General features: G+C 69.3%; 21 protein-coding genes. 8 read left to right on the forward strand and 13 right to left on the reverse strand.

The window, feature by feature from the left end:
* Nucleotides 1–68: 68 nt before the first annotated feature.
* Nucleotides 69–698 carry an SCO family protein gene (locus FA740_RS07240; RefSeq protein WP_136856104.1) on the reverse strand — a complete coding sequence of 210 codons (630 nt, stop codon included), beginning with the start codon at nucleotides 696–698 and terminating at the stop codon, nucleotides 69–71.
* 90 nt (nucleotides 699–788) lie between these two features.
* On the opposite strand from FA740_RS07240, the gene FA740_RS07245 reads away from it, so the two are divergent.
* Complete coding sequence (locus FA740_RS07245) at nucleotides 789–2,126, forward strand: ActS/PrrB/RegB family redox-sensitive histidine kinase (RefSeq protein WP_246053509.1); 1,338 nt, start codon at nucleotides 789–791, stop codon at nucleotides 2,124–2,126.
* 57 nt (nucleotides 2,127–2,183) lie between these two features.
* Nucleotides 2,184–3,791 (forward strand): PAS-domain containing protein, encoded by a 1,608-nt coding sequence (locus FA740_RS07250; RefSeq protein ID WP_246053510.1) that lies wholly within the window; start codon nucleotides 2,184–2,186, stop codon nucleotides 3,789–3,791.
* Between the two features lie 15 nt (nucleotides 3,792–3,806).
* On the opposite strand, the gene FA740_RS07255 is transcribed toward FA740_RS07250, so the two are convergent.
* From FA740_RS07255 to FA740_RS07285, 7 genes are all read right to left on the reverse strand, one after another.
* Nucleotides 3,807–8,288, reverse strand: coding sequence for a translocation/assembly module TamB domain-containing protein (locus tag FA740_RS07255; protein WP_136856105.1), 4,482 nt, complete (start codon nucleotides 8,286–8,288; stop codon nucleotides 3,807–3,809).
* Nucleotides 8,288–10,162 (reverse strand): autotransporter assembly complex protein TamA, encoded by a 1,875-nt coding sequence (locus FA740_RS07260; RefSeq protein WP_136856106.1) that lies wholly within the window; start codon nucleotides 10,160–10,162, stop codon nucleotides 8,288–8,290. The genes FA740_RS07255 and FA740_RS07260 overlap by 1 nt, the downstream gene beginning before the upstream one ends.
* Nucleotides 10,163–10,268: 106 nt before the next feature.
* On the reverse strand, nucleotides 10,269–11,195 hold the full coding sequence (locus FA740_RS07265; RefSeq protein ID WP_136856107.1) for a glucokinase: 927 nt from the start codon (nucleotides 11,193–11,195) through the stop codon (nucleotides 10,269–10,271).
* Between the two features lie 14 nt (nucleotides 11,196–11,209).
* Entirely contained in the window at nucleotides 11,210–12,316 is a 1,107-nt protein-coding gene (locus tag FA740_RS07270; protein ID WP_136856108.1) for an ABC transporter ATP-binding protein, read from the reverse strand.
* 3 nt (nucleotides 12,317–12,319) lie between these two features.
* A complete protein-coding gene (locus FA740_RS07275) occupies nucleotides 12,320–13,174 on the reverse strand; it encodes a carbohydrate ABC transporter permease (RefSeq protein ID WP_136856109.1) in 855 nt (284 codons plus the stop codon).
* Nucleotides 13,164–14,036 carry a carbohydrate ABC transporter permease gene (locus FA740_RS07280; RefSeq protein ID WP_136856110.1) on the reverse strand — a complete coding sequence of 291 codons (873 nt, stop codon included), beginning with the start codon at nucleotides 14,034–14,036 and terminating at the stop codon, nucleotides 13,164–13,166. The genes FA740_RS07275 and FA740_RS07280 overlap by 11 nt, the downstream gene beginning before the upstream one ends.
* Nucleotides 14,037–14,101: 65 nt before the next feature.
* Nucleotides 14,102–15,343, reverse strand: coding sequence for an ABC transporter substrate-binding protein (locus tag FA740_RS07285; protein ID WP_136856111.1), 1,242 nt, complete (start codon nucleotides 15,341–15,343; stop codon nucleotides 14,102–14,104).
* Between the two features lie 182 nt (nucleotides 15,344–15,525).
* On the opposite strand from FA740_RS07285, the gene FA740_RS07290 reads away from it, so the two are divergent.
* The 3 genes from FA740_RS07290 to FA740_RS07300 all read left to right on the forward strand — a co-directional run bounded on the left by FA740_RS07290 (nucleotide 15,526) and on the right by FA740_RS07300 (nucleotide 18,121).
* A complete protein-coding gene (locus FA740_RS07290; protein ID WP_136856112.1) occupies nucleotides 15,526–16,230 on the forward strand; it encodes a response regulator transcription factor in 705 nt (234 codons plus the stop codon).
* On the forward strand, nucleotides 16,217–17,629 hold the full coding sequence (locus FA740_RS07295; protein WP_246053511.1) for an ATP-binding protein: 1,413 nt from the start codon (nucleotides 16,217–16,219) through the stop codon (nucleotides 17,627–17,629). Before FA740_RS07290 ends, FA740_RS07295 begins: the two co-directional genes overlap by 14 nt.
* A gap of 69 nt (nucleotides 17,630–17,698) precedes the next feature.
* The gene (locus FA740_RS07300; protein ID WP_136856114.1) at nucleotides 17,699–18,121 is read left to right on the forward strand and encodes a hypothetical protein; all 423 of its coding nucleotides are present in this window, start codon (nucleotides 17,699–17,701) and stop codon (nucleotides 18,119–18,121) included.
* Here FA740_RS07300 and FA740_RS07305 read toward each other — a convergent pair whose 3' ends face one another.
* The 4 genes from FA740_RS07305 to FA740_RS07320 form a co-directional block, all read right to left on the reverse strand.
* Nucleotides 18,122–18,862 (reverse strand): amino acid ABC transporter ATP-binding protein, encoded by a 741-nt coding sequence (locus FA740_RS07305; RefSeq protein ID WP_136856115.1) that lies wholly within the window; start codon nucleotides 18,860–18,862, stop codon nucleotides 18,122–18,124.
* Complete coding sequence (locus FA740_RS07310) at nucleotides 18,859–19,533, reverse strand: amino acid ABC transporter permease (RefSeq protein ID WP_136856116.1); 675 nt, start codon at nucleotides 19,531–19,533, stop codon at nucleotides 18,859–18,861. The genes FA740_RS07305 and FA740_RS07310 overlap by 4 nt, the downstream gene beginning before the upstream one ends.
* Nucleotides 19,534–20,289: an amino acid ABC transporter substrate-binding protein gene (locus tag FA740_RS07315; protein ID WP_136856117.1), complete on the reverse strand. Its 756-nt coding sequence runs from the start codon at nucleotides 20,287–20,289 to the stop codon at nucleotides 19,534–19,536.
* A gap of 155 nt (nucleotides 20,290–20,444) precedes the next feature.
* A complete protein-coding gene (locus FA740_RS07320; RefSeq protein WP_136856118.1) occupies nucleotides 20,445–21,059 on the reverse strand; it encodes an enoyl-CoA hydratase/isomerase family protein in 615 nt (204 codons plus the stop codon).
* 75 nt (nucleotides 21,060–21,134) lie between these two features.
* Here FA740_RS07320 and FA740_RS07325 point away from each other — a divergent pair, with 75 nt between their 5' ends.
* From FA740_RS07325 to FA740_RS07335, 3 genes are all read left to right on the forward strand, one after another.
* A complete protein-coding gene (locus FA740_RS07325; RefSeq protein ID WP_136856119.1) occupies nucleotides 21,135–22,661 on the forward strand; it encodes a DUF2125 domain-containing protein in 1,527 nt (508 codons plus the stop codon).
* Nucleotides 22,662–22,727: 66 nt separating this feature from the next.
* Entirely contained in the window at nucleotides 22,728–24,092 is a 1,365-nt protein-coding gene (locus FA740_RS07330; protein ID WP_136856120.1) for a TldD/PmbA family protein, read from the forward strand.
* Nucleotides 24,079–24,873 carry a 3'(2'),5'-bisphosphate nucleotidase CysQ gene (locus FA740_RS07335; RefSeq protein ID WP_246053512.1) on the forward strand — a complete coding sequence of 265 codons (795 nt, stop codon included), beginning with the start codon at nucleotides 24,079–24,081 and terminating at the stop codon, nucleotides 24,871–24,873. Before FA740_RS07330 ends, FA740_RS07335 begins: the two co-directional genes overlap by 14 nt.
* Before the next feature lie 3 nt (nucleotides 24,874–24,876).
* Here the strand turns inward: FA740_RS07335 and FA740_RS07340 are convergent, their stop codons facing one another.
* Nucleotides 24,877–25,899, reverse strand: a complete 1,023-nt coding sequence (locus FA740_RS07340; RefSeq protein ID WP_136856121.1) for a fatty acid desaturase — start codon at nucleotides 25,897–25,899, stop codon at nucleotides 24,877–24,879.
* Between the last annotated feature and the right edge of the window lie 110 nt (nucleotides 25,900–26,009).

Raw genomic sequence — 26,009 nt, forward strand, 5'->3', positions numbered from 1 at the left:
CTTTTGGCTATATCTGGTGCAAATGTGCAGCCGCGCGCGGAAAATCAAACCCCATGCGACAAACTGCCTTAGGCAGAGGCGTCCACATAACAGGCGACGGTTTCGGCAATCTGTTCGGACGGCGTTTCGCGCGAAAAGAATTCGACCGTCTGCCCACCCGGCATGACCAGATAGGTATTGGTCATGTGATCGACCAGATAATATTCCTGGTCCTCCTCGTCATGGGCCTTGTAGTAATTGCGCCAGCCGCGATTGACGGCGGCAATCTCCTCATCGGTGCCGGTCAGCCCGATCATCCGGTCGGAAAACAGCGCCGTGTAATCTGCCAGAATCTCGGGCGTGTCGCGGCGTGGATCGACGGTGATGAAAACGGTCTGCACATCCTTGCCATCCTCGACCAGCAGCGCCTCGGCATCGGCATTGCGGGCGGCGTCCAGCGGGCAGACATCGGGGCAGAAGGTATAGCCGAAATAAAGCAGCGTCGGCTTGTCAAAGACCTGCGCGTCGGTCACCCGCTGGCCGTCGTCGCGCGTCAGGGTAAAATCGGTGCCAAAGGCGCCCATGCCGCCGGCCACCGCGCTGCTGCTGCATTGCGCGAACGGGTCGCCCCCCGGCCGCATGGTCAGATACAGCGCGCCGCCCGCCAGGATGCCGATGGCGGCGGCCGTCCCGATCATCAGGATTTTCCGGTCGGTCATGGGCGGCTCCTTCGCGTGTCAAATGCCCGCATTGATCGCGCATGGCGGGGCGGGTATCAAGGTTGGGCAATGTCGCAGCAGGGGCCGCCGATGTCCACATCCTACGCCCCCGACGGTCTGGCCGCGATGGCCGGGCCGATGGACACACCCAAGGCCGAACCGATCCGCATGCGCACGCTGGTGCTGCTGCGCTGGTTCGCGATCGGCGGGCAGATGGCCGCCGTGATCGTGGCCTGGATGATGGGTATCGGCTTTCTGAAGACGCCGATCATCCTGCTGATCGCGGCCTCGATCACCATGAACCTGTGGCTGTTCCTGCGCCCGCCCAAGCGGACCTCGCCCGGACGCGCGGTGCGGCAGCTGTCCTTTGACCTGGTGCAGATCTCGACGCTGATGGCGCTGACGGGGGGGATGGCCAATCCCTTTGCGCTCTTGGTGCTGGCGCCGGTGACCATCGCGGCGGCCTCGCTGAACGGGCGGCAGGTGCTGGCCTTGGGGCTGGCGACGGTGGCGCTGATCTCGGTCGCGGCGGTCTTCGGCGTGCCCCTGCGCGCCCCCGACGGAGAGATCCTGCGGATGGAGCCGATCCTGGCCCTGGGCCATTGGGTCGCGCTGGTCATCGGGGTGGTGTTCTTTGCGGGCTATGCCCATCGCGTCACGGCCGAACTGTCCGATACCTCGGGCGCGCTGTTCGCGACCCAGATGGCCCTGTCGCGCGAACAGCGGCTGCAGCATCTGGGCGGCGTCGTCGCGGCCGCCGCGCATGAGATGGGCACCCCCCTGGCCACCATCAAGCTGATCGCCGGAGAGCTGGCGGACGAATTGCGCGACCGCCCCGACCTGCATGCCGACGCCATCGCACTGCGCGACAGCGCCGACCGCTGCGCCGCGATCCTGCGCAGCATGGGGCGCGCGGGCAAGGACGACCTGCACATGCGCGCGGCCCCCCTTCGCGCCGTGCTGGAGGACGCCGCCAGCCCCCATGCCGATCGCGGCCCCTTGATCGAGATCCATGCCGAGGGCCCGGTGATCCACCGCGACCCGGCCATCATCCATGCGCTGCGCAACCTGATCCAGAACGCCGTCGATTTCGCCGAAAGCCGCGTGGTGATCGAGACCCAGGTCACCCAGGGCACGCTGGTCGTGACGGTGCGCGACGACGGGCCGGGCTATCCGCCGCATCTGCTGTCGCGGATCGGCGACCCCTATCTGACCCGGCGCGCCGAGGCGCAGCGCGGCAGCTATGAGGGGATGGGCCTGGGCCTGTTCATCGCCAAGACGCTGCTGGAGCGGTCGGGCGCGCGGCTGACCTTTGCCAATGGCGGGCCGGGGGCGATGGTGTCGGTGCGCTGGCCGCTGGACCGTATCCGCGCGCAGGACCGTATGGCCCTGGCGCATAACCCCACCTTTGGAACAGGGCTGTCTTAACACCTTGTTAAGCAGGTTCGGTCTATGCTCCGGTGGAACTGAAAGGGGACATCGGCGGTGGACATTCAGGGTGCGGGCTTGGTGGCGATGGCGGTCCTGTGCGGGACGGCCTCGGTTCTGCTGGCGGTGGCGGTGATCCGGCTCTGGGACCGGCGCCAGCCGGGGCAGGGGCGGTCGTCGCGTCCGGGCCATGCGCTGGACGGTCAGGTCCAGCCGATGGTGTTCCTGTTCCGCGGCCCGCAGCTGGTCGATGCGACCCCGCCCGCGCGGGGCCTGCTGGACCGGATCGGCGCGCCCGACGACGACTGGATGCGGCTGATGCGCTGGATCGGGCCGCGCTTTCCCGACGCGCCCGACCGGCTGGCGCTGCTGTCGCGCTTGGGCCGGGTCGAATTGGTGGGCCAGCAGGGCCAGGGCAGCGCGACCCTGCGCCTTGTGGCCGAGGATCTGGGCGACCGTCTGTGGCGCCTGACGCTGACCGACCCGGGCGCCGAACATGCCGGGATCGTGGTCGATTCGATGTCGCTCCAGGCCATGGAGGAGGAGCTGGACCTGCTGCGCGGCGCGCTGGACCAGACGCCGATGCTGGTCTGGCGGCTGGATGCGCAGGACCGGGTGACCTGGGCCAATGCCGCCTATCTGCGCCGGGCCGAGGCGCGGGCCGAGGGGGCGCTTGGATGGCCGCTGCCGCGCCTGCTGGACGCGCCCAAGCCGGGGCTGGGCGTCTCGGCCCGCCGCGCAGCGCTGGAGGATCAGGGGGTCGTGTCCTGGTACGACTGCCACAGCCACGCCATGGGCGATCAGGTGATGATGTTCGCCCTGCCCGCCGATGCGGCGGTGCGGGCCGAACGAAGCCTGCGCGATTTCGTCCAGACCCTGACCAAGACATTCGCCGACCTGCCCATCGGCCTGGCGATCTTTGACCAGCGCCGCAACCTGCAGCTGTTCAACCCGGCCCTGATCGACCTGACGAACCTGCCCATCGGGTTCCTGACCGCGCGCCCGTCGTTGTTCGATTTCCTGGATCAGCTGCGCGAACAGCGCATGGTCCCCGAGCCCAAGGACTATCGCAGCTGGCGCCAGCACATGGCCAATCTGGAAAGCGCCGCCGCGACCGGCCACCATGTCGAGACCTGGTCCCTGCCCGGCGGCCAGACCTATCGCGTGACGGGCCGCCCCCATCCCGATGGCGCCGTGGCCTTCCTGTTCGAGAACATCACCACCGAAATGTCCCTGACCCGCAAGTTCCGGGCCGAGCTGCTGCTGGGCGCGCATGTGCTGGACGGGCTGGACGACGCGCTGGCGGTCTTTGCCGCGACCGGGCAACTGGTCCTGTCCAACAATGCCTATCGTCGGCTGTGGGGTGCCGCGCCCGCAACGCTGGCCGATGCGCTGACCACATGGGAGGTGGCGGCGCCGCATGGCCCCGGCTTTACCGCGCTGCGCGAGGCACTGCAGGCGCCCGACCCGGCGCCGCATGCCGGTGCCATGGCCGGGCCGCAGGGACAGCTGCTGGGCTGGACGGTCACGGCGCTGTCGGGCGGGCGCCAGATGCTGCGGTTCCGCATGGCCTCGGGTCAGCCGATGACCTCGGTCCAGGCCATCTCTCCGCCGGACGAGCTGGCGGCGCTGCGGATGCTGCCCAATGCGATGGGCGCGGACTGACCGCGCGCACTGCCCTCAGTAATCGCGCTCGAAGAATACACCCAGGGAACTGCCGCCGTCGCTGCCCACCGACCCGCGCGCCCGCAGCGACCGCGTGATATCCAGGTTCAAGTTGATCGACGACCGCCCGCTCTCTCCGACGGAGACGTCGGTATAGACGTTCTCGGACAGATAGCGCCCGGCGCGCAGCTCGATATTGCCTTCGTCATCGGTGGTCAGGTCCAGGTCGTCCAGGCCCGCGCTTTCGCGCAGGTTGCTGATGATCCCGTCGCCGCCACGACCGGCCAGCACCGCGATGGCATTGGCCAGCTGCGCCGCCTGCAGGGGGCTGATGCTGTCCAGACCGCGTCCGAACAGCAGCTGGGACAGCACTTCCTCCTGCGGCAGCTCGGGCGAGGATTCGAAGGTGATCTGCGGGTCGCGCACCTCTCCGTCGATGATGATCCGGGTCGTGATGCTGTCCCGCTCGGTCTCGGCGACCAGGCGGATGACCGGGATCAGGCTGCCCTGCAGCTCGACTAGGCCCTCGGTCAGGGTGAAGCGGTTGCCCAGCAGATCGACCCGGCCGCGGATCAGTTCCAGGTTGCCGATGGGGATGGCGTCGCGCGGCGTGCCCTGCACGCGGAACCCGCCACCCAGTTCGGCATCGACGCCGCGACCGCGGATGAACACCCGGTTGGGCGCGTTGATCACCAGATCCAGCCGCGGCGGATTGGCGGGGGGCGTCGCCGGGGGGCCGGACAGACCGGCATCGCGCGCCGCCTGGCTGGGATAGCCCTCCAACCCCGCGCGGGCGCGTGTGGCACGGACCGGCGGGCGCTGACCGCCGACATGGGTGATGTCGGGAATGGCCCGCGCCCCGCCCAGGCCGGTCGAGGGGATGCGGATCTCGGTCTCGTCCAGATCGATGCGCCCCGAAATCAGCTGTCCGGTCGCGCCCGATCCGCTGATGCGGACGTTGCCATCCAGCGTCGTCTGATAGAGGTTCGGGTCGCGCAGCACGACCTGCGCCAGCACCACGCCGATGTCGATCTCGCCGCTGACCAGATCGACCGGACCCGACAGGGTCAGCCGCCCGCCCGCCGCCACATTGGCGCCGCCGTCGACTTGCAGCCGCCCCGACTGGAACGCGGCGGTCACGTCGATCCCCTCCAGCCGCAGGCCCAGGCCCGGATCGGCCAGCTGGCCGTTCTGCAGCCGCACCGTCCCCGACAACGCCTGGACCGAGGGCGGCCCCTGCATCCGCAGATTGATCGCCAGCGGCCCCGAGACGCTGCGCGTGCGCAGGGTCGTGTTGGCCAGCGCCGAATCCGCGCTGCCGGTGATGGCCAGATCGCTGGTCGATCCGTCCCGCGCCGCCGTGCCCGCGATGCGCAGGTCGGTGCTGCCCGGGGCGGTGGCGCGCAAATCCACCGCGAAGGACGGCCCCTGTTCGCGCACCGTGCCGCTGACCGCGACGGCGCCCGGGAATTCGGGCACCAGCAGCGCCAGATCGGACAGGCGCGCGTCCAGCGTGATGCCGGTCGCGGGCGCGCCGTCCGCCGTCACCCGCAGCTGCGGGTTGGTGACCGACAGCCGCTGGACCGACAGGCCCTGCGGCCCCTGGCTGGCCGCCAGGTCGAAGGCCGTCTGCCCGCCCAGCACCGGGTCGATGCGGGGCTGGCCCAGGGACAGGCCGCTGGCGGTGCCGGTCGTCTCGATCCGGCGGGTGGTGCCGTCATCGGTCAGCCGGGCCTGCGCCTGGACGGCGCCGCCGATGCCGTTGCCCAGGAACCGCAGATCGCCGGCGCTGATCGTGGCGGCCACATCGGTCGCCCCCGCGCCGACCTGCCCGGTCGCATCGGCCGACAGGCGCGGGTTCTCCACCCGCGCGGTGTCGATGGTAAAGATGCCGCCCTGTTCGGTGCCGGTGACCGACAGGCGCGTCTCGCCGGCCAGGGCCCCGTCCACCTGCGCCTGGCCAAAGGACAGGTCGCGCCCGGTGCCGGTTACGGCCAGGCGGCGGATGCCGTCGCCCGCCTCGGCAAAGCTGCCCTGCGCCTGCAGGCTGCCGCGCCAGCCCGCCCCGAAGGGCGCCAGCGAAGCCACGTCCACATCGCCGGTCAGGTCGGTCACGCCGGGGCCATAGATGCCCTGCACCACGGCCCGCATCTGATCATTCGTCAGGCGGCCATCGGTGATGGTCACCACGCCGTCGCGCTCCGACGCCCGCAGCGCCAGCTGCGTCGTGCCGGTCAGCGCGCCCGCGGCCCCCGTCGCACCCAGGGACAGGTCCTGGCCGCTGCCGGTCACGTCGATCAGCCGGGCGCCATCCTCCTCACGCAACGTGGCGTTGGCCTGGAAGCGGCCGGACCAGTCGGGGCGGATGGAAGACAGATCCACCACCGCCACCTGCGCCACCGCGTCCAGCGCACCCTGGATGAAGCTGCCCTGCGCCTCGGCGCTCAGCTGCGGGTTGGACAGGCGGAAATCCTCCAGCTGAAACCCCTCATCGGTCTGCACCGCATTGGCCATTAGATCGGTCTGACCGCTTAGCGCATTGTCCAGCGCCTGCAGGCCGATGCGCAGGTCCTGGGTCTGGCCGTTCACCGACAGGCGGCGCCGGTCGCGGGGACCGGTCACGGTCGCCTCGGCCTGCAGGGCGCCGGACAGGTCGGCGCCGGCATCGGCCAGCGACTCCATCGTGATCTGCGCGCGCAGGTCGCTGGAGGCCGTGTCGATGCGCCCCTGTGCGGTGGCGGTCAGGCGGTTGGCGTCCAGGCGGAAATCCTCGATCTCCAGGCCGCGTTCGTCGCGGCGGGCCTCCAGCAGGATGGTGGAATCGCCGCCCAGCATGCGGTCCAGCTGCGGCTGGTTGACCGCGATGTCGCGGCCATTCACGCGCGCGTCGATGTCAAAGGCGCGGGTCAGCAGGATGTAATACCCCTGGACCGAGGCATCCGCCGCCCCCGTCAGCGGCCGCCCCGCCACGCCCGACAGGCGCGAGAGGTCAGTGTAGCGCGTGTCCACGTCCACCGACAGCGTGATGCCGCTGCTGAGGCCCGACACCAGGAAGTTGCCGTCCAGCCCGTAATCGCCGCCGCGCACGCGCATGTTCGTCACGTCCAGCGCATTGCCGGGGGTAAAGTTGAAGCCGGTGCGCCCCTCGATCTGGGGGCCCACGGCCTGGGCCAGGTTCGGGTCGTCAAAGGCCAGATCGCGCGCGGCAAAGTCGATGGCGCCGATCACCTCGGACAGCGCGCCCTCGTCCAGAAAGATCTGTCCGCGCCCGGCCAGATCCAGCGCGCCAAGCGCGACCCCGTCCAGGCTCAGCGCGCCGATGCCGCCGTCCAGCCGCCAGCCGTCGCTGCGCGCCGCGTCATAGGCAAAGGTCAGGCTGCCTGATTCCACCGTCGCGCCATTGCCCGCAAAGGGCAGGGCCACGGGCACCTGGGTGGCCCCCGCATCGCGGCCAAGCGTGACCAGCAGCCGCGCCCGCTGCGGGGCGGAGAGGTCGTTGGTGGCCAGCGACCCCTCGACGCGCAGCGCCTCGGTGCGGATGTCCAGGCGCGGGATTTCAAGGCGGCCGGTCTCGGCGCGCCAGCCCTCGGCCAGCAGCTGGGTGTCCTGGCCGAAGAACGCCCTGTCCTGCGGGCGCAGCAGCGAGGCCACGTCGCCGCCCAGCTGGAACCGGAACGCGGTGCCGGGCGATCCGTCCGGGCCGGTGCTGCCATTGGCGCCGACCTGGCCCGTGATGCGCGGCTGGCCGTCGGTGGCCAGGCGGATATCGGCGGTGAAATCGCGGATCTGACCCTCGCCGCTGATCTGGGCGGTCAGGGCAGGCCTTTCGTACAGGTTCACCAGGTTGGCCAGCAGGCCGTCCGCGGCCTCGTCCAGGCCCAGGTTAAGGCGCAGCGCCTCGGTGGTGTTGGAATAGGCGGCGTCCAGCACGAACTGGCCGCGCGGGCCGTCCAGGCGGTCGATGGTCAGCTGGGCCTCGCCCTCGCCACCCTCCAGCGACAGGCCGCCCGCGATGCGCAGCGCGGCCTCGACCCCGATCACCGGCTCTCCCAGCATGACGCGGTCGGCGCGGATCTGTTCGATGGTCAGCGCCACGGGCAGTTCGGGCAGGGCAAAGACCGGCGCCTCGGCCTGGACCGCCGATTCCTCCGGGGCGGGCAGGCGGGGCAGCAGGATCTCGGCGGCGGACAGCTCGGCGATCTCGATGCGGCGGCGCAGCAGGGCGCTGCGGTTCCACTGGATCGCGCCGTCGCGCAGGGTCAGATAGGCCCCGTCCTCATCCGAGATGCGCAATTCGGTGAAGGTCGCGCGCGACGACAGGGCGCCCTGGAACCCTTCGATCACGACCTGGCGACCCTCGCCGGACAGGTTGCGTTCCAGAAGGCCGGTCAGAAAGCCGCGGTCGTCATCGACCTGGGCGCTAAGCTCCGCGACGCTTTGGGCCATCACGGCCAGCGGGAACAGGGCTGCGATAAGGGTGATCCAGAAGGTCCGCATCAGAATGCCTGTCCCAGTCCAAGGTAAAGTTGCACGCCACTGCCGGTATCGCCGCTGACGGGGCCCGCCACGTCAAAGCGCAGCGGCCCGATGGGCGTGTCATAGCGGATGCCGACCCCCGCGCCGGCATGATCGCCGCTGTCGCCGCCGAACCCGTCCTGGGTCCAGACCTGGCCGTAATCGGCGAATGCCACCAGCCCGATGCGCTCGCGCAGCTGGAACCGGAATTCGGCGGTGGCGCTGGCGACCGACAGGCCGCCGGTCTTGATCGGGCCGTCCGGGCCCCGGATCTGTTCAACCCCCAGGGATTGATAGGGGTGTCCGCGCACGGTGCCGCCGCCGCCGGAATAGAACAGATAGTTGCGCGGCGTCGTCTCCAGCGCGCTGCCGAAGACCGACCCCGCCCGCGCGCGGCCCGCCAGGGTAAAGCGGTCGTCGGCGCCAAAGGACCGGAACACCCGCCCCTCGCCCAAGGCGCGCAGGCCCGAGCTGGTATCGCCCTGGCCCGCAAAGGGCGTGACCTCGGCCGACAGGTAGAACCCGCGCCGGGCGTTGTTGGGCTGGTCGCGGCGGTCCCAGATGACGTCCATCGGCAGGGCCACGACCTTGAAATCGGTGCGGCCATTGGCGTCGAAGACGCGCGAATACTGGTATTCCAGCGCCGCATCCGCCGTCAGGCGGTCGCTGAAGATATGCGTCAGGCCAAAGCCCAGGGTGGCGCTGTCCTCGTCGTAATCCTCCTCGCGCATCTGCGCGACCTCCAGCTCGGTATAGGCGGTGGTGTCGGCGGTGATGGTCGCGGGACGGTCCAGGCGGATGGTCAGTTCATCGTCGCGGTCGCTGGTTTCGGACCCGATATCCTTGATGCGCCCGTCGATGCGCAGGCGTTCGCCCCCGCCCAGCAGGTTGCGGTGCATCCAGTAGGCCGAGACCAGCGCCCCGTCCACGGTCGAGATCTCGGCCCCCGCGCCGATGCGCCGGGGGGCCTGTTCGACCACGGTCAGATCCACGTCCAACGTGTCGCCGGGGCCGATGTCATCGGCCTCCTGCAGGGTGATGGCGGAAAACACGCCGCTGCGGCGCAGGCGCTGGCGGACGGTCTCCAGCTCCTCGGGGTCGAACCGCTCGCCCTCGGGGAAACCGGCGATCTTGCGCAGGCGGCGTTCGTTCAGGCGCTGGTTGCCGCTGACCGACATGCGGCCAAAGCTGACGCGCGGGCCGGGGGTCAGGGCGATGCGGCTGTCGACCTGGCTGGCGTCATGATCGGCCACGATCTGCTGGTCGCCGATATCGGCCTTGGCGTGACCGACCGCGCGCCAGCCATCCACGCCCGCGATGGCCGCGCGGCGCATGACGCCCGTGCCTGCGACCGCGCCGACGGCATAGGCGTCCGAGATATCCGAGCCGGGCGCCACCGGCGCGATCTGCGCCCGCGAGAACCGAAAGACCGGACCGGGATCGACGGCGACCAGCACGCGGGCCACCTGGGCGGGGGCATCCAGGGGCGCGACCTCGGCCGCCTCGACCCCGTCCAGGGTGATGGTCACGACGCCGTTGTAATAGCCTTCGTCATAGAGCAGACCCAGGATGCGGGCGTAATCGCCGCGCGCGGCGGCCAGCATGTCCTGGCCGGTGGTGCGATCCTCGGCCAGCGCGCCGGTCAGCAGCAGCGCCTGGCGGATCTGGCGGGTCAGCGCTTCGTCGCCGCCCGCGACCTGCACGTCCAGGGCCACCGGCCCCTCGGCCTGGCTGCCGCGTCCGAACAGCCCCGAGAACGGCGACGAGCTTTGCGCCAGCGCGGCGCCCGTGCCCGACAGCACCATGCCGGACAGCGCCGTTCCGGCCATCAAGATCGCCCCGAGATATGCCCGCATCCTGCCCGCCCCGTCTTTTTGGTTGCGGCAATTCAAACAGGATCGGCCCGATTTAGCCAGCAATCTTTGGCCGCAGGGGGGTTAACCTTTGCGCGACAGGCGGAACCTAGCCAAGCGCCGCAAGGCACCCCTGCAGCGCGGCCATGTCATCGCGGATCAGGAAAACGGGGGTGTTTTCAGGGATGTGACGCATATGCGCCTCGGCCAGAAAGGCGGGTTCGAACAGGGGCATGCGATCTGCGATGCTGCGGCCCACGCTGCCGGCCAGAAACAGCCCCTCCAGCGGCATGAAGCGCAGCGACAGCTCGCGGCACAAAAGGCCGACCAGCTCCGCGAACAGGTCATAGGTCGCGGTGGCGGCCGGATCGCCGGCCTCCATCGCGGCGGCGATCGCCTCGCCGCGCAGGGGGTCGGTGCCGGTCAGGGCGGCGTGCAGGCGCGACAACCCGCGCCCGGCAAAGGTCTCTTCTGTGGAAAAGAACCCGGCGGCGGCGTCGGCGCCCACGCGGTCCTGCAGGCGGGCCATGATGTTGGCGGGCAGGTGGGTGTGCCCCTCCTCGGCCTCAAGAACGGTGATCGCGCCGCCGGGCAGCACCCGCACCGCGCAGACGTTGAAGCCGGTGCCCAAGCCCACGACCAGCGCCTGGCCGTTGCGGGCGCGACCCTGCGGGGCCGCGCGCAGCGTCTTCAGCTGATCGCCCGACAGCGCGGGCGTGGAATAGCCCAGGGCCGACAGGTCGTTGATCAGTCGCACCTGGTCGGCATCGGTCAGCCGCGCCAGGTTGTCCTCGTCAAAGGACCAGGCGCGGTTGGTCAGGCTGGCCCGGCCACCACTGACCGGACCGGCCACGGCGATGCACATGGACGAGATGTTGGGCTGGTGTTGTTCCGCCATGAACTGGCGCACCACGTCGTCAAAGCTGGCAAAGTCGTCGCCCTTGAAGCGCGTGACCGTGCCCGCGTCGATGGAGCCGTTGCGCGCGATCGCCAGCCGCGCATTGGTTCCGCCCACATCGCCCAGAAGCATCGCCATTGCCGTCACCCTTCTCAGTTCAGTCGTTCACCGTCCTTAGGCGAGAAATACGACACTTTCGAGAGGTCGAATGCCAGCGGAAAGGGCTGACGCGCCCGGATCGCGCTTTCGGCGCGCAGGCGCGCGGTGACCGCCTTGCCGCCCAGATGGGTGACGGCGAAGGTGTCGGCGCCCGCCGGTTCGACGATCTCGATCATCACGTCGCCGCCCGCGCCATGGGCGGTGCCGGGCAGATGGGCGTTGCCGGTGGCCTCGTGGATATCCTCGGGGCGCACGCCCAGCACGATATCCGCGGGCAGGTCGCGGGCCACGGGGTCGGTGATGACCAGCGGCGCGTCGCCGTCGCGTTCGATCTCGATGCGGGTCTGGCCGTCTTCCACGCGCACGCGGGCCGGGATCAGGTTCATCGCCGGGCTGCCCATGAAATCGGCCACGAACATGTTGGCGGGGCGGTTGTAGATTTCCGCCGGCGTGCCGATCTGCTGGATCACGCCACCCTTCATCACGACGATCTTGGTGGCCAGCGTCATCGCCTCGATCTGGTCATGGGTGACATAGACGATCGACGCGTTCAGATCCTGATGCAGCTTCTTGATCTCGGTCCGCATGGACACGCGCAGTTTGGCGTCCAGGTTGGACAGCGGCTCGTCGAACAGGAACAGCTTGGGGTCGCGGACCAGGGCGCGGCCCATGGCGACACGCTGGCGCTGGCCACCCGACAGCTGGCCCGGCTTGCGGTTCAGCAGCGGCTCGATCTGCAGCTGGCGCGACACCTCGGCCAGCTTGCGTTCCTGCGTGGCCTTGTCCACGCCGCGCACCTTCATGCCGAAGGTGATGTTCTTGGCGACCGTCATCGTCGGATAGAGGGCGTAGGACTGGAACACCATCGCGATGTCGCGGTCCTTGGGGCTGACACCCGTGACGTTGCGCCCGGCGATCTGGATGTCGCCGCCGGTGATCGGCTCCAGCCCGGCGATGCAGTTCAGCAGCGTGGACTTGCCGCATCCCGACGGGCCGACCAGGACCAGAAAGTCGCCCTCGTCGATGCTGATGTTGATGTCGTGCAGAATATGGGTGTCGCCATAGGCTTTCTGCAGGTGGTCGATTTCCAGAATGGGCATGGCTTATCCCTTGACGCTGCCGGCGGTCAGGCCGCGGATGAAATATTTGCCGGCGACGACATAGACCAGCAGCGTGGGCAGGGCGGCGATGATCGCCGCGGCCATGTCCACGTTGTAGGCTTTGACGCCGGTGGTGGAGTTGACGATGTTGTTCAGCGCGACGGTCACGGGCTGCGACCCGGCCCCGCTGAACGACACGCCGAACAGGAAGTCGTTCCAGATCTGCGTGAACTGCCAGATCACCGACACGGTGATGATCGGCAAGGAGATCGGCAGGAAGATCGACCAGAAGATGCGGAAGAAGCCCGCCCCGTCGACCTTGGCCGCGCGCACCAGTTCCTGCGGAATGGTGACATAGTAGTTGCGGAAGAACAGCGTGGTGAAGCCCAGGCCATAGATCACGTGGACGAAGATCAGTCCCGGAATCGTGCCGGCCAGCCCCATCAGGCCCAGCATCTGCGCCATCGGCAGCAGCACCACCTGGAACGGGATGAAGCAGCCGAACAGGATCGCGGCAAAGAACAGGTTGGCGCCGCGGAATTTCCACTGGGCAAAGACATAGCCGTTCAGCGCCCCGATGATGGTCGAGATCATCACCGCAGGCACCGCCATCAGCACCGAGTTCCAGAAGAACGGGCGCAGCCCCTCGCACTGGGTGCCGGCGCAGGCGGTCGACCAGGCCTCGGCCCAGGGGGCGAATGTGATCTCTCGCGGCAGGGACAGCAGGCTGCCGGTGCGGATCTCCTCCAGGCTTTTCAGCGAGGTCGTCAGCATGACGAACAGCGGCATCAGATAGAACAGGGCGAACAGGATCAGGATGCCGTACAGGCCCCAACGCAAGGCGGTGTTACTGGTCACGGCGCGGCCTCAATTCACTGTAGAGATAGGGGACGACGATGGCAAAGATGACCATCATCATGATCATGGCGCTGGACGCCGCCTGCCCCAGATCGCCGCGCGAGAAGGCCATGGCATACATGTAGGTCGCGGGCAGGTCGGTGGCATAGCCGGGGCCGCCGCCGGTCAGCGCGATGACCAGGTCGAACGCCTTGATGGCCAGGTGCGCCAGCACGATGAAGGCCGACAGGAAGATCGGCGCCATCGTCGGGATGATGATCGCGGAATAGATGCGGTGCGTGGGGATGCCGTCGACCTGGGCCGCGCGGATGATTTCCGTGTCGACCGAACGCAGACCGGCCAGGAACAGCGCCATGACGAACCCCGAGGCCTGCCAGACGGCGGCCAGCACGATCGTGTAGATCGCCATGTCGGGGCGGATCAGCCAGTCGAAGGTGAAGCTTTCCCAGCCCCAGCCCCGGACGGCGGCCTGGATGCCCAGGCCCGGGTTCAGGATCCATTTCCAAGCGGTGCCGGTCACGATCAGCGACAGGGCCATGGGATACAGATAGATGGTGCGCAGCACGCCCTCGGCGCGGATCTTCTGGTCCAGGAAGATGGCCAGGGCCAGGCCGATCACCATCGAGATCACGATGAACAGACCGCCAAAGATGAACAGGTTGTTCATCGCCACGTCCCACCGGGGGGCTGCGAACAGGCGCTCGTATTGCGTGATGCCGTCCAGTTCGTAGCGCGGCATCAGGCGCGATCGGGTAAAGCTGATCCAGGCCGTCCAGGCGATGAAGCCGTAGACGAAGACCAGGATCGCCACGAAGGACGGCGCCAAGACGACCTTGGGCACGTTGCGTTCAAGCCATTCCATTTTTCGGTAAACCCCCAAAGAAAGACCCCGCGCCCGGCAAGGGGCGCGGGGTCGTCAGGCCGTGATCACATCGCGTTGGCGACGGCGTCGGCCAGTTGCTGCACGGCGTCATCCGACGACATGTCGCTGTTGAAATGCGCGGTCACCACGTCGGTGATCGCGCCGGCCGGCGCACCGCGCAGCGCCATGCCATGCGCATAGCTGGGCAGCAGCGAACCGCTGGCCGCATCCGCGGTCATGTCGGCATTCGACTGTTTCGCGCAATCGTCGAAATCGTCCAGCGAGACGTCGGTGCGTGCCGGGATCGAGCCCTTGTTCAGGTTGAACGTGTGCTGGAATTCCGGCCCCATGATCAGGCTGGCCAGAAGGGCCTGGCCCTGCTGCTTGTCCTCGCCGTCCAGCTCAAAGAAGGCAAAGCTGTCGACGTTATACAGGAACCCTTCGCCCGGGGTCGGCGCGCAGACGAAATCGACGCCCGGCTCTTTGCCCGCGGCCAGGAATTCGCCCTTGGCCCAGTCACCCATGATCTGGAAGGCGGCCTCGTCGTTCATGACCATGGCCGTGGCCAGGTTCCAGTCGCGACCCGAGAAGTTGTCGTCGACATAGCCGCGGATGGTCCGCATCTGGTCGAACACCTGGCGCATCGTGTCCGAGGTCAGCGCCTCGGTGTCCAGATCGACCAGCGCTTGGCTGTAGAATTCCGGTCCGCCCAGGCCCAGGACGACCGTCTCGAAGATGGTCGCGTCCTGCCAGTTCTGGCCGCCATGGGCCAGCGGCGTCACGCCCGCGGCCTGCAGCTTTTCGGCGGCGGCGTTGAATTCGTCCCAGGTGGTCGGCATCTCGATGCCATGCTCGTCCAGGATCTGCTTGTTGCCCCAGATCCAGTTGACGCGGTGGACGTTCACGGGTGCGGCGCACCACTGGTCATCGCACTTCATGTGGGCGGCGATCTGCTCGGGCAGGACGGCGTCCCAGCCATTCTCCTCGGCAACAGTGCCGATATCGGCCAGGCCGGTCTCCTCGAACCATTCCTGGATCGCGGGGCCTTTCAGCTGGACGGCGGTGGGGGCGTTGCCGGACAGGACGCGGGCGCGCAGCGCGGTCATCGCGGCGTCGCCGCCGCCGCCGGCCACGGGCATGTCGGTCCAGGTGCCGCCTTCGGCTGCGAACTGCTCCTGCAGGACGGCGACCGAACGGGCCTCGCCGCCCGAGGTCCACCAATGCATCACCTCGGCGGTGGGGTTGGCCATCGCGGGCGCAGCCATCATCACGGCGGTCGATGCCGCCAGAACGGATTTCAGGTTCATGGATCCTCCCAGATCTTTCCCGCGCGGATTCGCTGATCCGCGTGTTCCGCCATCATGCCTGAGCGCCAGCCATGCCCGCAACGCAGAGCCGCCATGCGCCAGGCAGATTTCGCGGCGTTATGTTACAAACTGTTACGAAACCCCCGCAGGCGGTGCTAGACCACCGAACCGGAGGACCGATCATGAGCCTGCACCGCCTTCTGCTGGTCGAGGATGATGCCGACATGGCCGCCATGCTGGCCGCCTATCTGCAGCGCAACGGCCTGCACGTGACCTGCGCCGACAGCCGCGCGACCGCGCTGGCCGCGCTGCGCGGGGGCCGGGTGGACCTGATCCTGCTGGACGTGTCCCTGGGCGATGACGACGGCGTGCAGATCTGCGCCGAGATCCGCGAGGCGCAGGACGTGCCCATCATCATGGTCAGCGCCCTGTCCGCCGACCATCAGCGCATGGCCGGCTACGAGGTCGGGGCCGACGACTACATCGCCAAGCCGTTCAACCCCGACCTGCTGCTGGCCCGCATCCGGGCGGTGCTGCGCCGGGCGAACCGCGCGCCCAGCCTGTCGCACAGGCGGCGCGACAGCGTGCTGCGCTTTGCGGGCTGGCGATACGACGCGCGCCGCGACGAGGTGACCGCGCCCGGCGGCTGGCAGGTCAGCCTGTCCGCGCGCGAGACCGCGCTGCTGCGGGTGTTCCTGGCCAACCCGCTGATCCCCCTGACCCGGGACGAGATCGCCGCCGCCCTGGACGATGACGATGCCGCCGAAGGGCGCGCCATCGACGTGCTGGTCGGACGGTTGCGGCAGAAGACCGACCCCGCCCTGATCCGCACCGAACGGGGCCTGGGCTATGTGCTGTCGTCCGAGGTGGCGCGTGACGCTGACTGACCGCCTGTCGCTGCGGGTGGTGGCCAGCCTGTGGGTGGTGCTGGCGATGCTGGCGGGGGGCGGGTCGGTCTGGCTGTGGACCGCCAGCGACGCGGCCTGGCGGGCGCATCTGGACGGGGCCTATGTCGCGGGCCTTGCCCTGGCCGACAGCCTGGAATCGGGCAGCGCCCTGCCCCAGGGCCTGTCGCTGACCCAGCTGCGCGCCGAACCGGACCTGCCGCCGGGCTGGCGGCAGACGGTGATCACCCTGACCGGCGGCGGCCGCCCGGACCTCACGCAGGGCGCGCGGCTGTCGGTGCGCATCCAGTCGCCCGACCTGACCTATCCGGCGGCGGCGGTGCAATCGGTGGGCGGCGGCAGCCAGGCGGCGGGGCTGGCCTCGGTCACGCGGGCAATGGCGCGGTTCTGCAGCGATCCGCGCCTGTTCATCCAGCGCGACACGGGGCCGTGGATGCGCATCGACGGCGCGGCGGTCTGGGGCTGCGACGCGGCGCCGCCCGACCGGCGCCTGCTGGCCGGGGCGCTGGCGGTGGGGGCGTTGGCGCTGCTGCTGGGTTGGGTGGCCGAAGTGTCGGGCGCCTTCGTGGCCTTCGCGCGCGCCCTGGGCGATCACCGCGCCCGCACCGCCGCCCTGCCCGTCGGCGGCGTCGAGGAGCTGCGCCAGACCGCGCAGGCCGTGAACGCCTATGTCGCCCAGGACCGCGCCGCGCTGGAGAATCGCGCCCTGGTCCTGTCGGGGGTCAGCCATGATCTGGGCACCCCCGCCACCCGCCTGCGCCTGCGCAGCGCCATGATCGAGGACGCCTCCCTGCGCGAGCGGCTGGAGCGGGACATCGACGAGATGACCACCATGATCGACGGCGTGCTGACCTATACCCGCGCCGAGATCGGGGCCGAGCCGTTCCGCCAGCTATCCCTGACTTCGCTGGCCGAGGCGGTGGTGGCCGATTATCAGGACGTGGGCCTGCCCGTGACGCTGCGCCAGTCGCAGCCGCCCCCGGCCCGCGCGGGCACGCTGTTTTCCCGCACGGCCAGCCGCCCGACGCTGGACAGCCACGCGCTGCTGATGCGCGGCCAGCCCACCGCGCTGCGCCGCGCGCTGTCCAATCTGATCGACAATGCGCTGAAATACGGGCGCGAGGCCGTGGTCGTCACCGGCGGCAGCGCGGACGAGGCCTGGATCGGCGTCACCGACCGCGGATCGGTCCTGACCGAGGAGGACGTCGCCCGCCTGACCGGTGCCTTTCAGCGCGGAGAGAATGCGGGCACCGCCAGCGGTGTGGGACTGGGCCTGGCGATCGTCTCGACCATCGCGGCGCAGCATGGCGGGCGGCTGGAATTCCACCGCGCCTCCCCGGGGCTGGAGGCGCGTCTGACCCTGGCGCGGCGGTGGGCGTGACGCAGCGTCCGGGAACCCTGATGGCAAAATCCGCGTTTTCCTGATGAATTCGCAAGAAAGGCTATCATCATGACCCGCGCAGATCCCATCATTCGCCTTGGCTTTGCCGGCGCGGTGGCGCTGCTGAACGTCACGCCCGCTTTGTCCGCCAGCCCCGCCCAGCCCGTCCAGGGTTGGAGCGCGATGCAGGGCATCGCCCCCGCCACCCTGCTGGAGGACATCCACACCCTGCCGGTGTCCGAACTGGCCATCGACGATCAGCCCTATTGCGCGTCCGACGCGGAAATCGCGGCCACCCTGCGCCATGATTTCGACGAACACCCCGTCGAGACCGCCGGCGCCCAAGGCACCGAGCTGTGGGGGTCGGACCAGCTGGGCACCTGGACGCTGGTCGCCCCGCGCGCCGATGAGACCAGCTGCATCATCGCCAGCGGCATCGGCTTCAGCGACGACCGCAGCACGCAGGCCTATTACACCGTGGCCGGGCTGTAATCAGCCCACCCGCCGCAGGAAGGCCCGCGTGCGGTCGTCCTGCGCCCGTCCGAACAGCTGTTCGGGCGGCCCCTGTTCGACGATGCGCCCCCCCTCCATGAACACGATCCGGTCGGCGATCTCGCGGGCGAACTGCATCTCGTGGGTGACGATCAGCATGGTCTGGCGCCCGTCCGCGATGCGGCGGATTAGGTCCAGAACCTCGCCCACCCATTCGGGGTCCAGCGCGCTGGTCGGCTCGTCGAACAGCATCAGATCGGCGTCCAGCGCCATCGCGCGCCCGATCCCCACGCGCTGCTGTTGCCCGCCCGACATGGCGGCGGGATAGCTGTCGCCGCGATCCGCCAGCCCGATCTGCGCCAGGATGTCATCGGCCCGCGCGCGGGCGCGATCAGCGGACCAGCCGCGCACCGTGGTCAGCCCTTCGGTGATGTTGGCGCGCGCGGTCTTGTTGGCGAACAGGGCATAGTTCTGGAACACGAACCCCGTCCGCCGCCGCAGCGCCAGAATGTCGGCGCGGCTGGCACGGGCAGCATCCACCGTCACGTCGCCCATGCGGATCTGGCCCTGATCGGGCTGGTCCAGCCAGTTCAGGCAACGCAGCAGCGTCGATTTTCCGGTGCCCGAGGGGCCGATGATCGCCACGCGTTCGCCCGGCTCCAGGCACAGGTCGATGCCGTTCAGCACCGTATTGGTGCCGAACCGCTTGACCAGTCCGGTGATCTCGATCTGACAGCTCATCGGGCGACCGCCTTTCCAAGGCTGGATTCCAGCCGGCGCTGGCCGACCGACAGGGTTTCGACGATGACCCAGTAGAACAGCGCGACCACCAGGAACGCCTCCAGATACAGAAAGCTGCCGGCGGCCTCCTTCTGTGCGGCGCCCATCATCTCGGTCACGCCCAGGGTGAAGGCCAGCGAGGTGCTTTTGATCATGTCGATGAAATAGTTCATCAGCGTCGGCGCCGCCGTCCGCGCGGCTTGGGGCAGGATGATCCGGCGCAGCAGCTGGCCCTGGGTCATGCCGATGGACTGGGCGGCCTCCCACTGGCTGCGATCGACGCCCAGGATGGCGCCGCGGATGCTCTCTGCCATATAGGCCGAGAAATGCAGCGTCAGGCCGATGATCGCCGCCGTCACCCCGTCGATGCCGGTCATGGCGGGCACCACCTGCGGCAGGCCGAAATAGAACAGGAACAGCTGCACCAGCAGGGGCGTGCCCCGGAAAAAGCTGATGAACACCGCCACGATGCGGTCCAGCACCGGCACGCGCAGCACCCGCACGATGGCCAGCGCCGCCGCCAGCGCCAGCGCCGCGATCATGGCGATGACCGCCATGAACAGCGTCAGCGGCACATAGCCCGCGATGACCGGGACCAGCTCCCACATATAGGCGGTGTCCAGGGGGCGCATTTACTCGGCCACGGGCTGCGTGACGTCGGCCTCCAGCCATTTCTGGGATATCTCGGCCAGGGTGCCGTTCTCCTTCAGCGTGGTGATGGCGGCGTCCACGCGGTCGCGCAGCGCTTGGCCCGCCTCGTCATTGCGGAAGGGCAGGGCATTGCGGATCTCCGAGAAGGGCTCTCCGGCCAGCTCCAGCGGCAGCGGGCTCTGCGCGATCACCTGCGCGGATGACACGCGGTCCATCACGAACGCATCGACCCGGCCCAGGGCGGTGTCCTGTTCGATGTTGCTTTCATAGGTGCGGATGTCGATCTGATCCGCATTGGGCAGTTCGCGCAGCAGCTGTTCGAAATTCGACCCCAGGTTCACCGCGACCGTCTTGCCGTCCAGGCTTTCGGGGCCGGTGATGTCGGCCGCGTTGCCTTCGCGGGTCACGATCTGCGCGCCGTCATAGACATAGGGCTGGGTGAAGGCAAAGGCCGCCTCGCGTTCGGGGGTGATGGTGATCTGGTTGGCGATGGTGTCGATGCGGTTCGATTCCAGCGCGCCGATCAGGCCCGAAAAGGACATGGTGACGAATTCGACCTCATCGCCCGTCTCCTCGGCGATGGCGTTCAGGAAATCGACCTCAAAGCCCTGCAGCGTGTCCGCGCGGGTGAAGGTAAAGGGAAAATAGCCGCCGGACATGCCCACCCGGATCGTGTCGGCGGTGGCGGGCAGGGCGGTGGTCAGCGCCAGGATGGCGGCGACGATGGGGGTGCGCATCGGAAAACTCCTTTGGTTCTTGGGCCTTACCTGCGATCGGCGCGCCCGGTCCGCAAGGCTGTGGCGGCAGAAAAGGACAATCATCGGCGCGGCCCCGCATCGCGAAGGACAGGCCGTCTGCCCAAACGGCCCGCCGCGAATGTTGTTCCGACCGCTCAGCGCGTCATCGCCTTGATCGCGGCGACATGGGCAGCGTCGGCGGCCAGCGCATCGGTGGCCAGCGCGCGGGCGGCATCGGCCAGGTCCGGCGCGGGGTGCAGGCGGTCGACCAGGCCCCAGGCCAGCGCCTCGGGCGCCTCGATCCGGGCGCCGCCCATCAGGATCATCCGCGCCCGCGCCGGTCCCACCAGCGCCACCAGCCGCCCCGGATCGCCCGGCTGCGGCAGAAAGCCAAGCCGCATCACCGGATAGAAGAACCGCGCCTCTGGCACCGCCAGGCGGATGTCGCAAGCCAGCGCCATGCCGAAGGCGCCCCCCGCCAGCGTGCCGTTCAGCGCCGCGATGGTCAGGCAGGGCAGGGCGGCCAGCGCGCCGGACAGATCCTGCCATTCGGGGGCGGTGGCCAGGCCCGCGCGGGCCTCGTCCAGATCGGCGCCTGCGGAAAAGATCCGCCCCGTGCCGGTCAGGATCAGCGCCCGCGCGCCGCTGTCCCGGGCCGCATCGACACCCGCGCGCAGGTCGCGCAGCATCGCGGCGGTCAGGGCGTTCGCCTTGTCGGGGCGGTCGATGGTCAACAGGGACAGGCCGTCCCGGTGCTGGCTGTGGATCACGACTTGTTCCCTTTCCCTTTCGGCGGCACTGTGTCAGAAATCCCGCCAATTTCAGGTTTGCGAAAGGTATCCGCCATGAACCGCCCCCTTGCAACCTCGGCCCTCGCGCTGATCCTGGCCGCTGGCCCCGCCCTGGCCGATGTCACCCCCGCAGAGGTCTGGCAGAACCTGCGCGACATCTATGAGCAGATGGGCTATCAGGTCCAGGTCGGGTCCGAGGACGCCGCAGGCGACGCCCTGACCCTGACCGACGTGACGCTCAGCTCGGACGAGGCCGAGGCGGCCGAGTTCACGTTCACCATGCCCCAGATCGCGCTGACCCCGGTGGGCGACGGCACGGTCCGGTCGGTGATCGACGGCCAGATGACGATCGTCATGCGCGACGAGGGCCCCGAGGGAGAGCCGATCGGCTTTGACATGACCCTGGACGCGCCGGGCAACGAGACGATCTCGTCGGGCACCCCCGACGAGATGCGCCACAGCTTTGTCATGCCGACCATGGCCCTGTCCGGCCGCGCCCTGGAGAGCGAGAACGACGCGCCGCTGACCGCGACCCTGACCGGGGTCGAGGGCGTGCAGACCATGACGCGGGCCGCCGATGGCAGCGGCGCGCAGACCTATGAGGGTCGCGCCGACAGCATGGAGATGTCGCTGACTGCCAGCGGCCCCGCGCTGGACGCCCCCGAAGGGTCGGAGGCCACCGACGATTTCGCCGCGACCTTCACCATCAACGACCTGACCATGAGCGGCGACGGCACCACCCCCGCCGGAGAGGTCAATTTCGGCAGCCAGCCGACCCAGGCCCTGCAGGCCGGGTTCGCGGGTCAGGGCACCTTGGGGATGGGCGCCACGACGGGCACCTTCAGCGCCAGTGCGCTGCGCGCCGACGGCCCCGACCAGGAGACCAGCGGCAGCTTCGAGGCCGCAAGCGGCACCCTGGCCGTGTCCATGAGCGCCGAGGGTCTGTCCTATGAGGGCGGCCTGACCGACATGGCGGTCAACCTGACCTCGTCCGACATGCCCTTCCCCATCGCCTATGCGGCGGCCGAGAACCGGTTCCGCCTGGCCATGCCGGTCGTGGCGTCCGAGGCGGAGCAGCCCTTTGCGCTGACCTATCTGCTGGACGGGCTGACGCTGGATGATGCGATCTGGCAGGCGATGGACCCCGAGGCGACCCTGCCCCGCGACCCCGCCCGCCTGTCCATCGACCTTGAGGGGCTGGCGGTGCTGACCCGCAACTTCATGGACCCTGACGCCGCCGTCCCGGCCGAGGGCGAGATGCCCTTCCTGCCGCGCAGCCTGTCGATCCGCGACTTTTCGATGTCGGCGGTGGGGGCCGAGGCCGATGTGTCGGGCGAGCTGACCTTTGGCGAGGACCCGACCCAGCCCATCGGCACGCTGTCGGGGACCTTCTCGGGGGTGAACACCTTCCTGGACCGCCTGGTCGCCATGGGCGTCGTCCCGGCCGAACAGCTGATGGGCCCGCGCATGATGATGGCCATGTTCGCCCGCCCCGTCGACGGTGCCGAGGACCAGCTGCAGACCGAGATCGAGTTCCGCGAGGGCGGGTCGATCTTTGCCAACGGCCAGCAGATCCAGTGACCTCCGACGCCTGACATCGGGCCGGGGCATGCGTCCCGGCCCCTTCCCTTGCCGCAAGAGAGCCCCATGACCGCTGCCACCGACGACCCCCTCCGCCTGAAACGTCTGGCCGAGGCGCTGATCGACGCCGCCCGCCGGGCCGGGGCCGATCAGGCCGACGCGCTGGCGGTGGACGGTCGCTCGGTCAGCATCGACGTGCGCGCGCGCGGTCTGGAACAGGCCGAACGCGCCGAGGGGATCGAGATCGGCCTGCGCGTGCTGATCGGCGGGCGGCAGGCGGCGGTCTCCTCCTCCGATCACGGCGATCAGGCCATCGCCCAGATGGCCGCGCGCGCCGTCGCCATGGCGCGCGAGGCCCCGGTGGACGACCATCTGGGCCTGGCCGATCCGTCCCAGCTGGCGCAGGCCCGCGACGCGCACGGTCTGGACATCACCGAGGACGCGCCCGAGCCGGACCCCGCGCATCTGCAGGACATGGCTTTGCGCGCCGAGGCCGCCGCCCTGTCCGTCCAAGGTATCACCCAGGTCGAGGCCGCGAATGCCGCCTATGGCCATCGGCGGATGTGGCTGGCGGCGACGAACGGGTTTTCGGGCGGCTACGGTCGCACCACCCATGCGCAGTCGGTCGTGGCCATCACCGGCGAAGGCCTGCGGATGGAACGCGACTATGCCGGTGAATCGCGGGTCCATGCCGCCGACCTGCCCACCCCTGAGGAGATCGGCCTGCTGGCCGCGGAACGCACCCTGGCGCGGGCCGGTGCGAAAAAGCCGCCGACCGGGGCCTTTCCGATCCTGTTCGACCGGCGCGTGTCGGCCTCGCTGATCGGGCATCTGCTGGCGGCGGTGAACGGCAGCGCCATCGCGCGGGGCGCCAGCTGGCTGCGCCGCGATCTGGGCGAACCGGTCCTGCCCCCCGGCATGGATCTGGTCGAGGACCCGCTGCGGCCCCGCTATCCCTCGTCGCGGCCCTTCGATGCCGAGGGGCTGGCCACGCGCCGCCGCCTGATCGTGGCCGATGGCGTCCTGCAGGGCTGGACGCTGGACCTGGCCACCGCGCGCAAGCTGGGCATGGACAGCACCGCATCGGCGTCGCGCGGCCTGGCCTCCAGCCCGCAGCCGGGCCACAGCAACGTCATCCTGACGCCCGGCACCGACAGCCGTGACGACCTGATCGCGCGGATGGGGACGGGGCTGGTGGTGACCTCGATGCTGGGCGCCTCGATCAACGGGACGACGGGCGATTATTCGCGCGGCGCGGCGGGGTTCTGGGTGCAGGACGGGCGGATCGCCTGGCCGGTCAACGAATGCACCATCGCGGGCAATCTGCGCCAGATGCTGATGACGCTGATCGCGGCGGATGACGCCCTGCCCTGGCGCGGCCAGGAGGTGCCCAGCCTGCTGGTCCAGGGCATGACCGTTGCAGGGGCCTGAGTCGTTGCAGGGCGCGCAGGCCGATCTGGACCTGCTGACCGCCGCGGCGCGGGGGGCGGGTCAGATCGCGCTGCGATACTGGCGGCGCGATCCGCAGGTCTGGGACAAGGCCGACAACGCGGGCCCCGTGACCGAGGCCGATCTGGCCGTGAACGACGCCCTGCAGGCGCATCTGATGGGCGCGCGCCCCGCCTATGGTTGGCTGTCCGAGGAATCCGAGGCCGATCCGTCGCGCCAGGATGCGCAGCACTGCTTTATCATCGACCCGATCGACGGCACCCGCGCCTTCATCGACGGGCAGGAGGGGTTCGCCCATTCGCTGGCCGTCGCCCGCGACGGGCGCATCGTCGCGGCGGTGGTGCATCTGCCGGTGCCCGACCTGACCTATGCCGCCCATGCGGACGGACCGGCCACGCTGAACGGCCAGCCCATCGCCCCCACCGATGTGGGGGTCGAGGGCGCCCGCGTCCTGACCTATCGCGCCATCGCCGATTCGCCCGACTGGCGGGACGGCATGCCGGGGTTTCGGCGCGAGTTCCGGTCGTCGCTGGCCTGGCGCCTGTGCCTGGCGGCCGAGGGGCGGTTCGACGCCGCCCTGTCGCTGCGCGCGGCCTGGGAATGGGATATCGCGGCGGGCGCCTTGATCGCGGAACGCGCGGGCGCGCGGGTGACCGACCGGCGCGGCCAGCCGATGCGGTTCAACAGCACGCGCGCGCAGGTGGACGGCCTGATCGTAGCGGGCCAACGGCTGCACGGACAGCTGCTGGCGGCGCTGGCCTGACCCTCAGGCGATGCCGTAGCGGGCGCGGGCCTCGGCAAAGGAGATCAGCTTGCCCTGGGGGTCGTCCCACAGGTGCAGGCGCACCGCCGACAGGCTTTCGCGGATGGTCAGGCGCTGTGCCTCGGCCAGCTCGCGGTGGTCGCGGATGACCTCGCCCAAGCGGTAAAAGGGGATGCGCGAATACAGGTGGTGGACGTGGTGGATGCCGATATTGCCCGTCAGCCAGCGCAGCGGCTGCGGCAGCACATAGTGAGAGCTGCCCTCCAGCGCCGCATCGTGGATCTGCCAATCCTCGGCGCGCGACCAGTGCGTCTCCTCGAACTGGTGCTGGACATAGAACAGCCAGACGCCGATGGTCGCGGCCACCACCACGGTCGGCAGGAACACCAGCAGCACTGGCAGCCAGCCCCCCGCCCACACGATTAGCGCGACCAGCACCGCGATGGCGGCATTGGTGCCCATCGCCGACATCCAGTACTGCCGCTGGCCCATCAGGCCCAGGGGCAGGCGGTTCTGCAGGATGAACAGATAGCTGGGGCCCAGCACGAACAGCACCATCGGATGACGGTACAGCCGGTACATGAACCGCCCGAACCCGCTGCGCGCCCGGTATTCGTCGATGGTCAGCGTCATCACGTCGCCGATTCCACGCTGGTCCAGATTGCCGTGATAGGCGTGATGGATCGCGTGGGTGCGTTTCCACACCGCATAGGGCGTCAGGGTCAGCACGCCCAGGCTGCGCCCGACCCAGTCCTGCGCGCGGCGGTTCTTGAGGAACGATCCGTGCCCGCAATCATGCTGGATGATGAAGATGCGCACCAGGAACAGCCCGTTTGCCGCCGCCAGAATCAGCGCAAGCCACGGGCTGACCGACAGCGCGGCCCAGGCCAGCGCCCAGACCGCGATAAGCGGCAGCAGCGTCACGGCCAGCTCGAACAGGCTGCGCGGGGTCGAGGGGTCACGATAGCGCGCCAGCGTGGTCAGCCATTCGCGGGCGCTGCGGGGGGATAGAGGTTGGTCGAGCATCAAGGCCTGTCGTTCTGCGTCCAGCCGTGCCGGCGCCTGTCGGAAGCCGGCGGGTCGTGCGGGGCCGGTGCGGCACCACGGCGCCAACGGCCTTGTGGGTGCGGTTGCAG

The organism is Paracoccus hibiscisoli, from assembly GCF_005048265.1.
GTDB lineage: Bacteria > Pseudomonadota > Alphaproteobacteria > Rhodobacterales > Rhodobacteraceae > Paracoccus > Paracoccus hibiscisoli.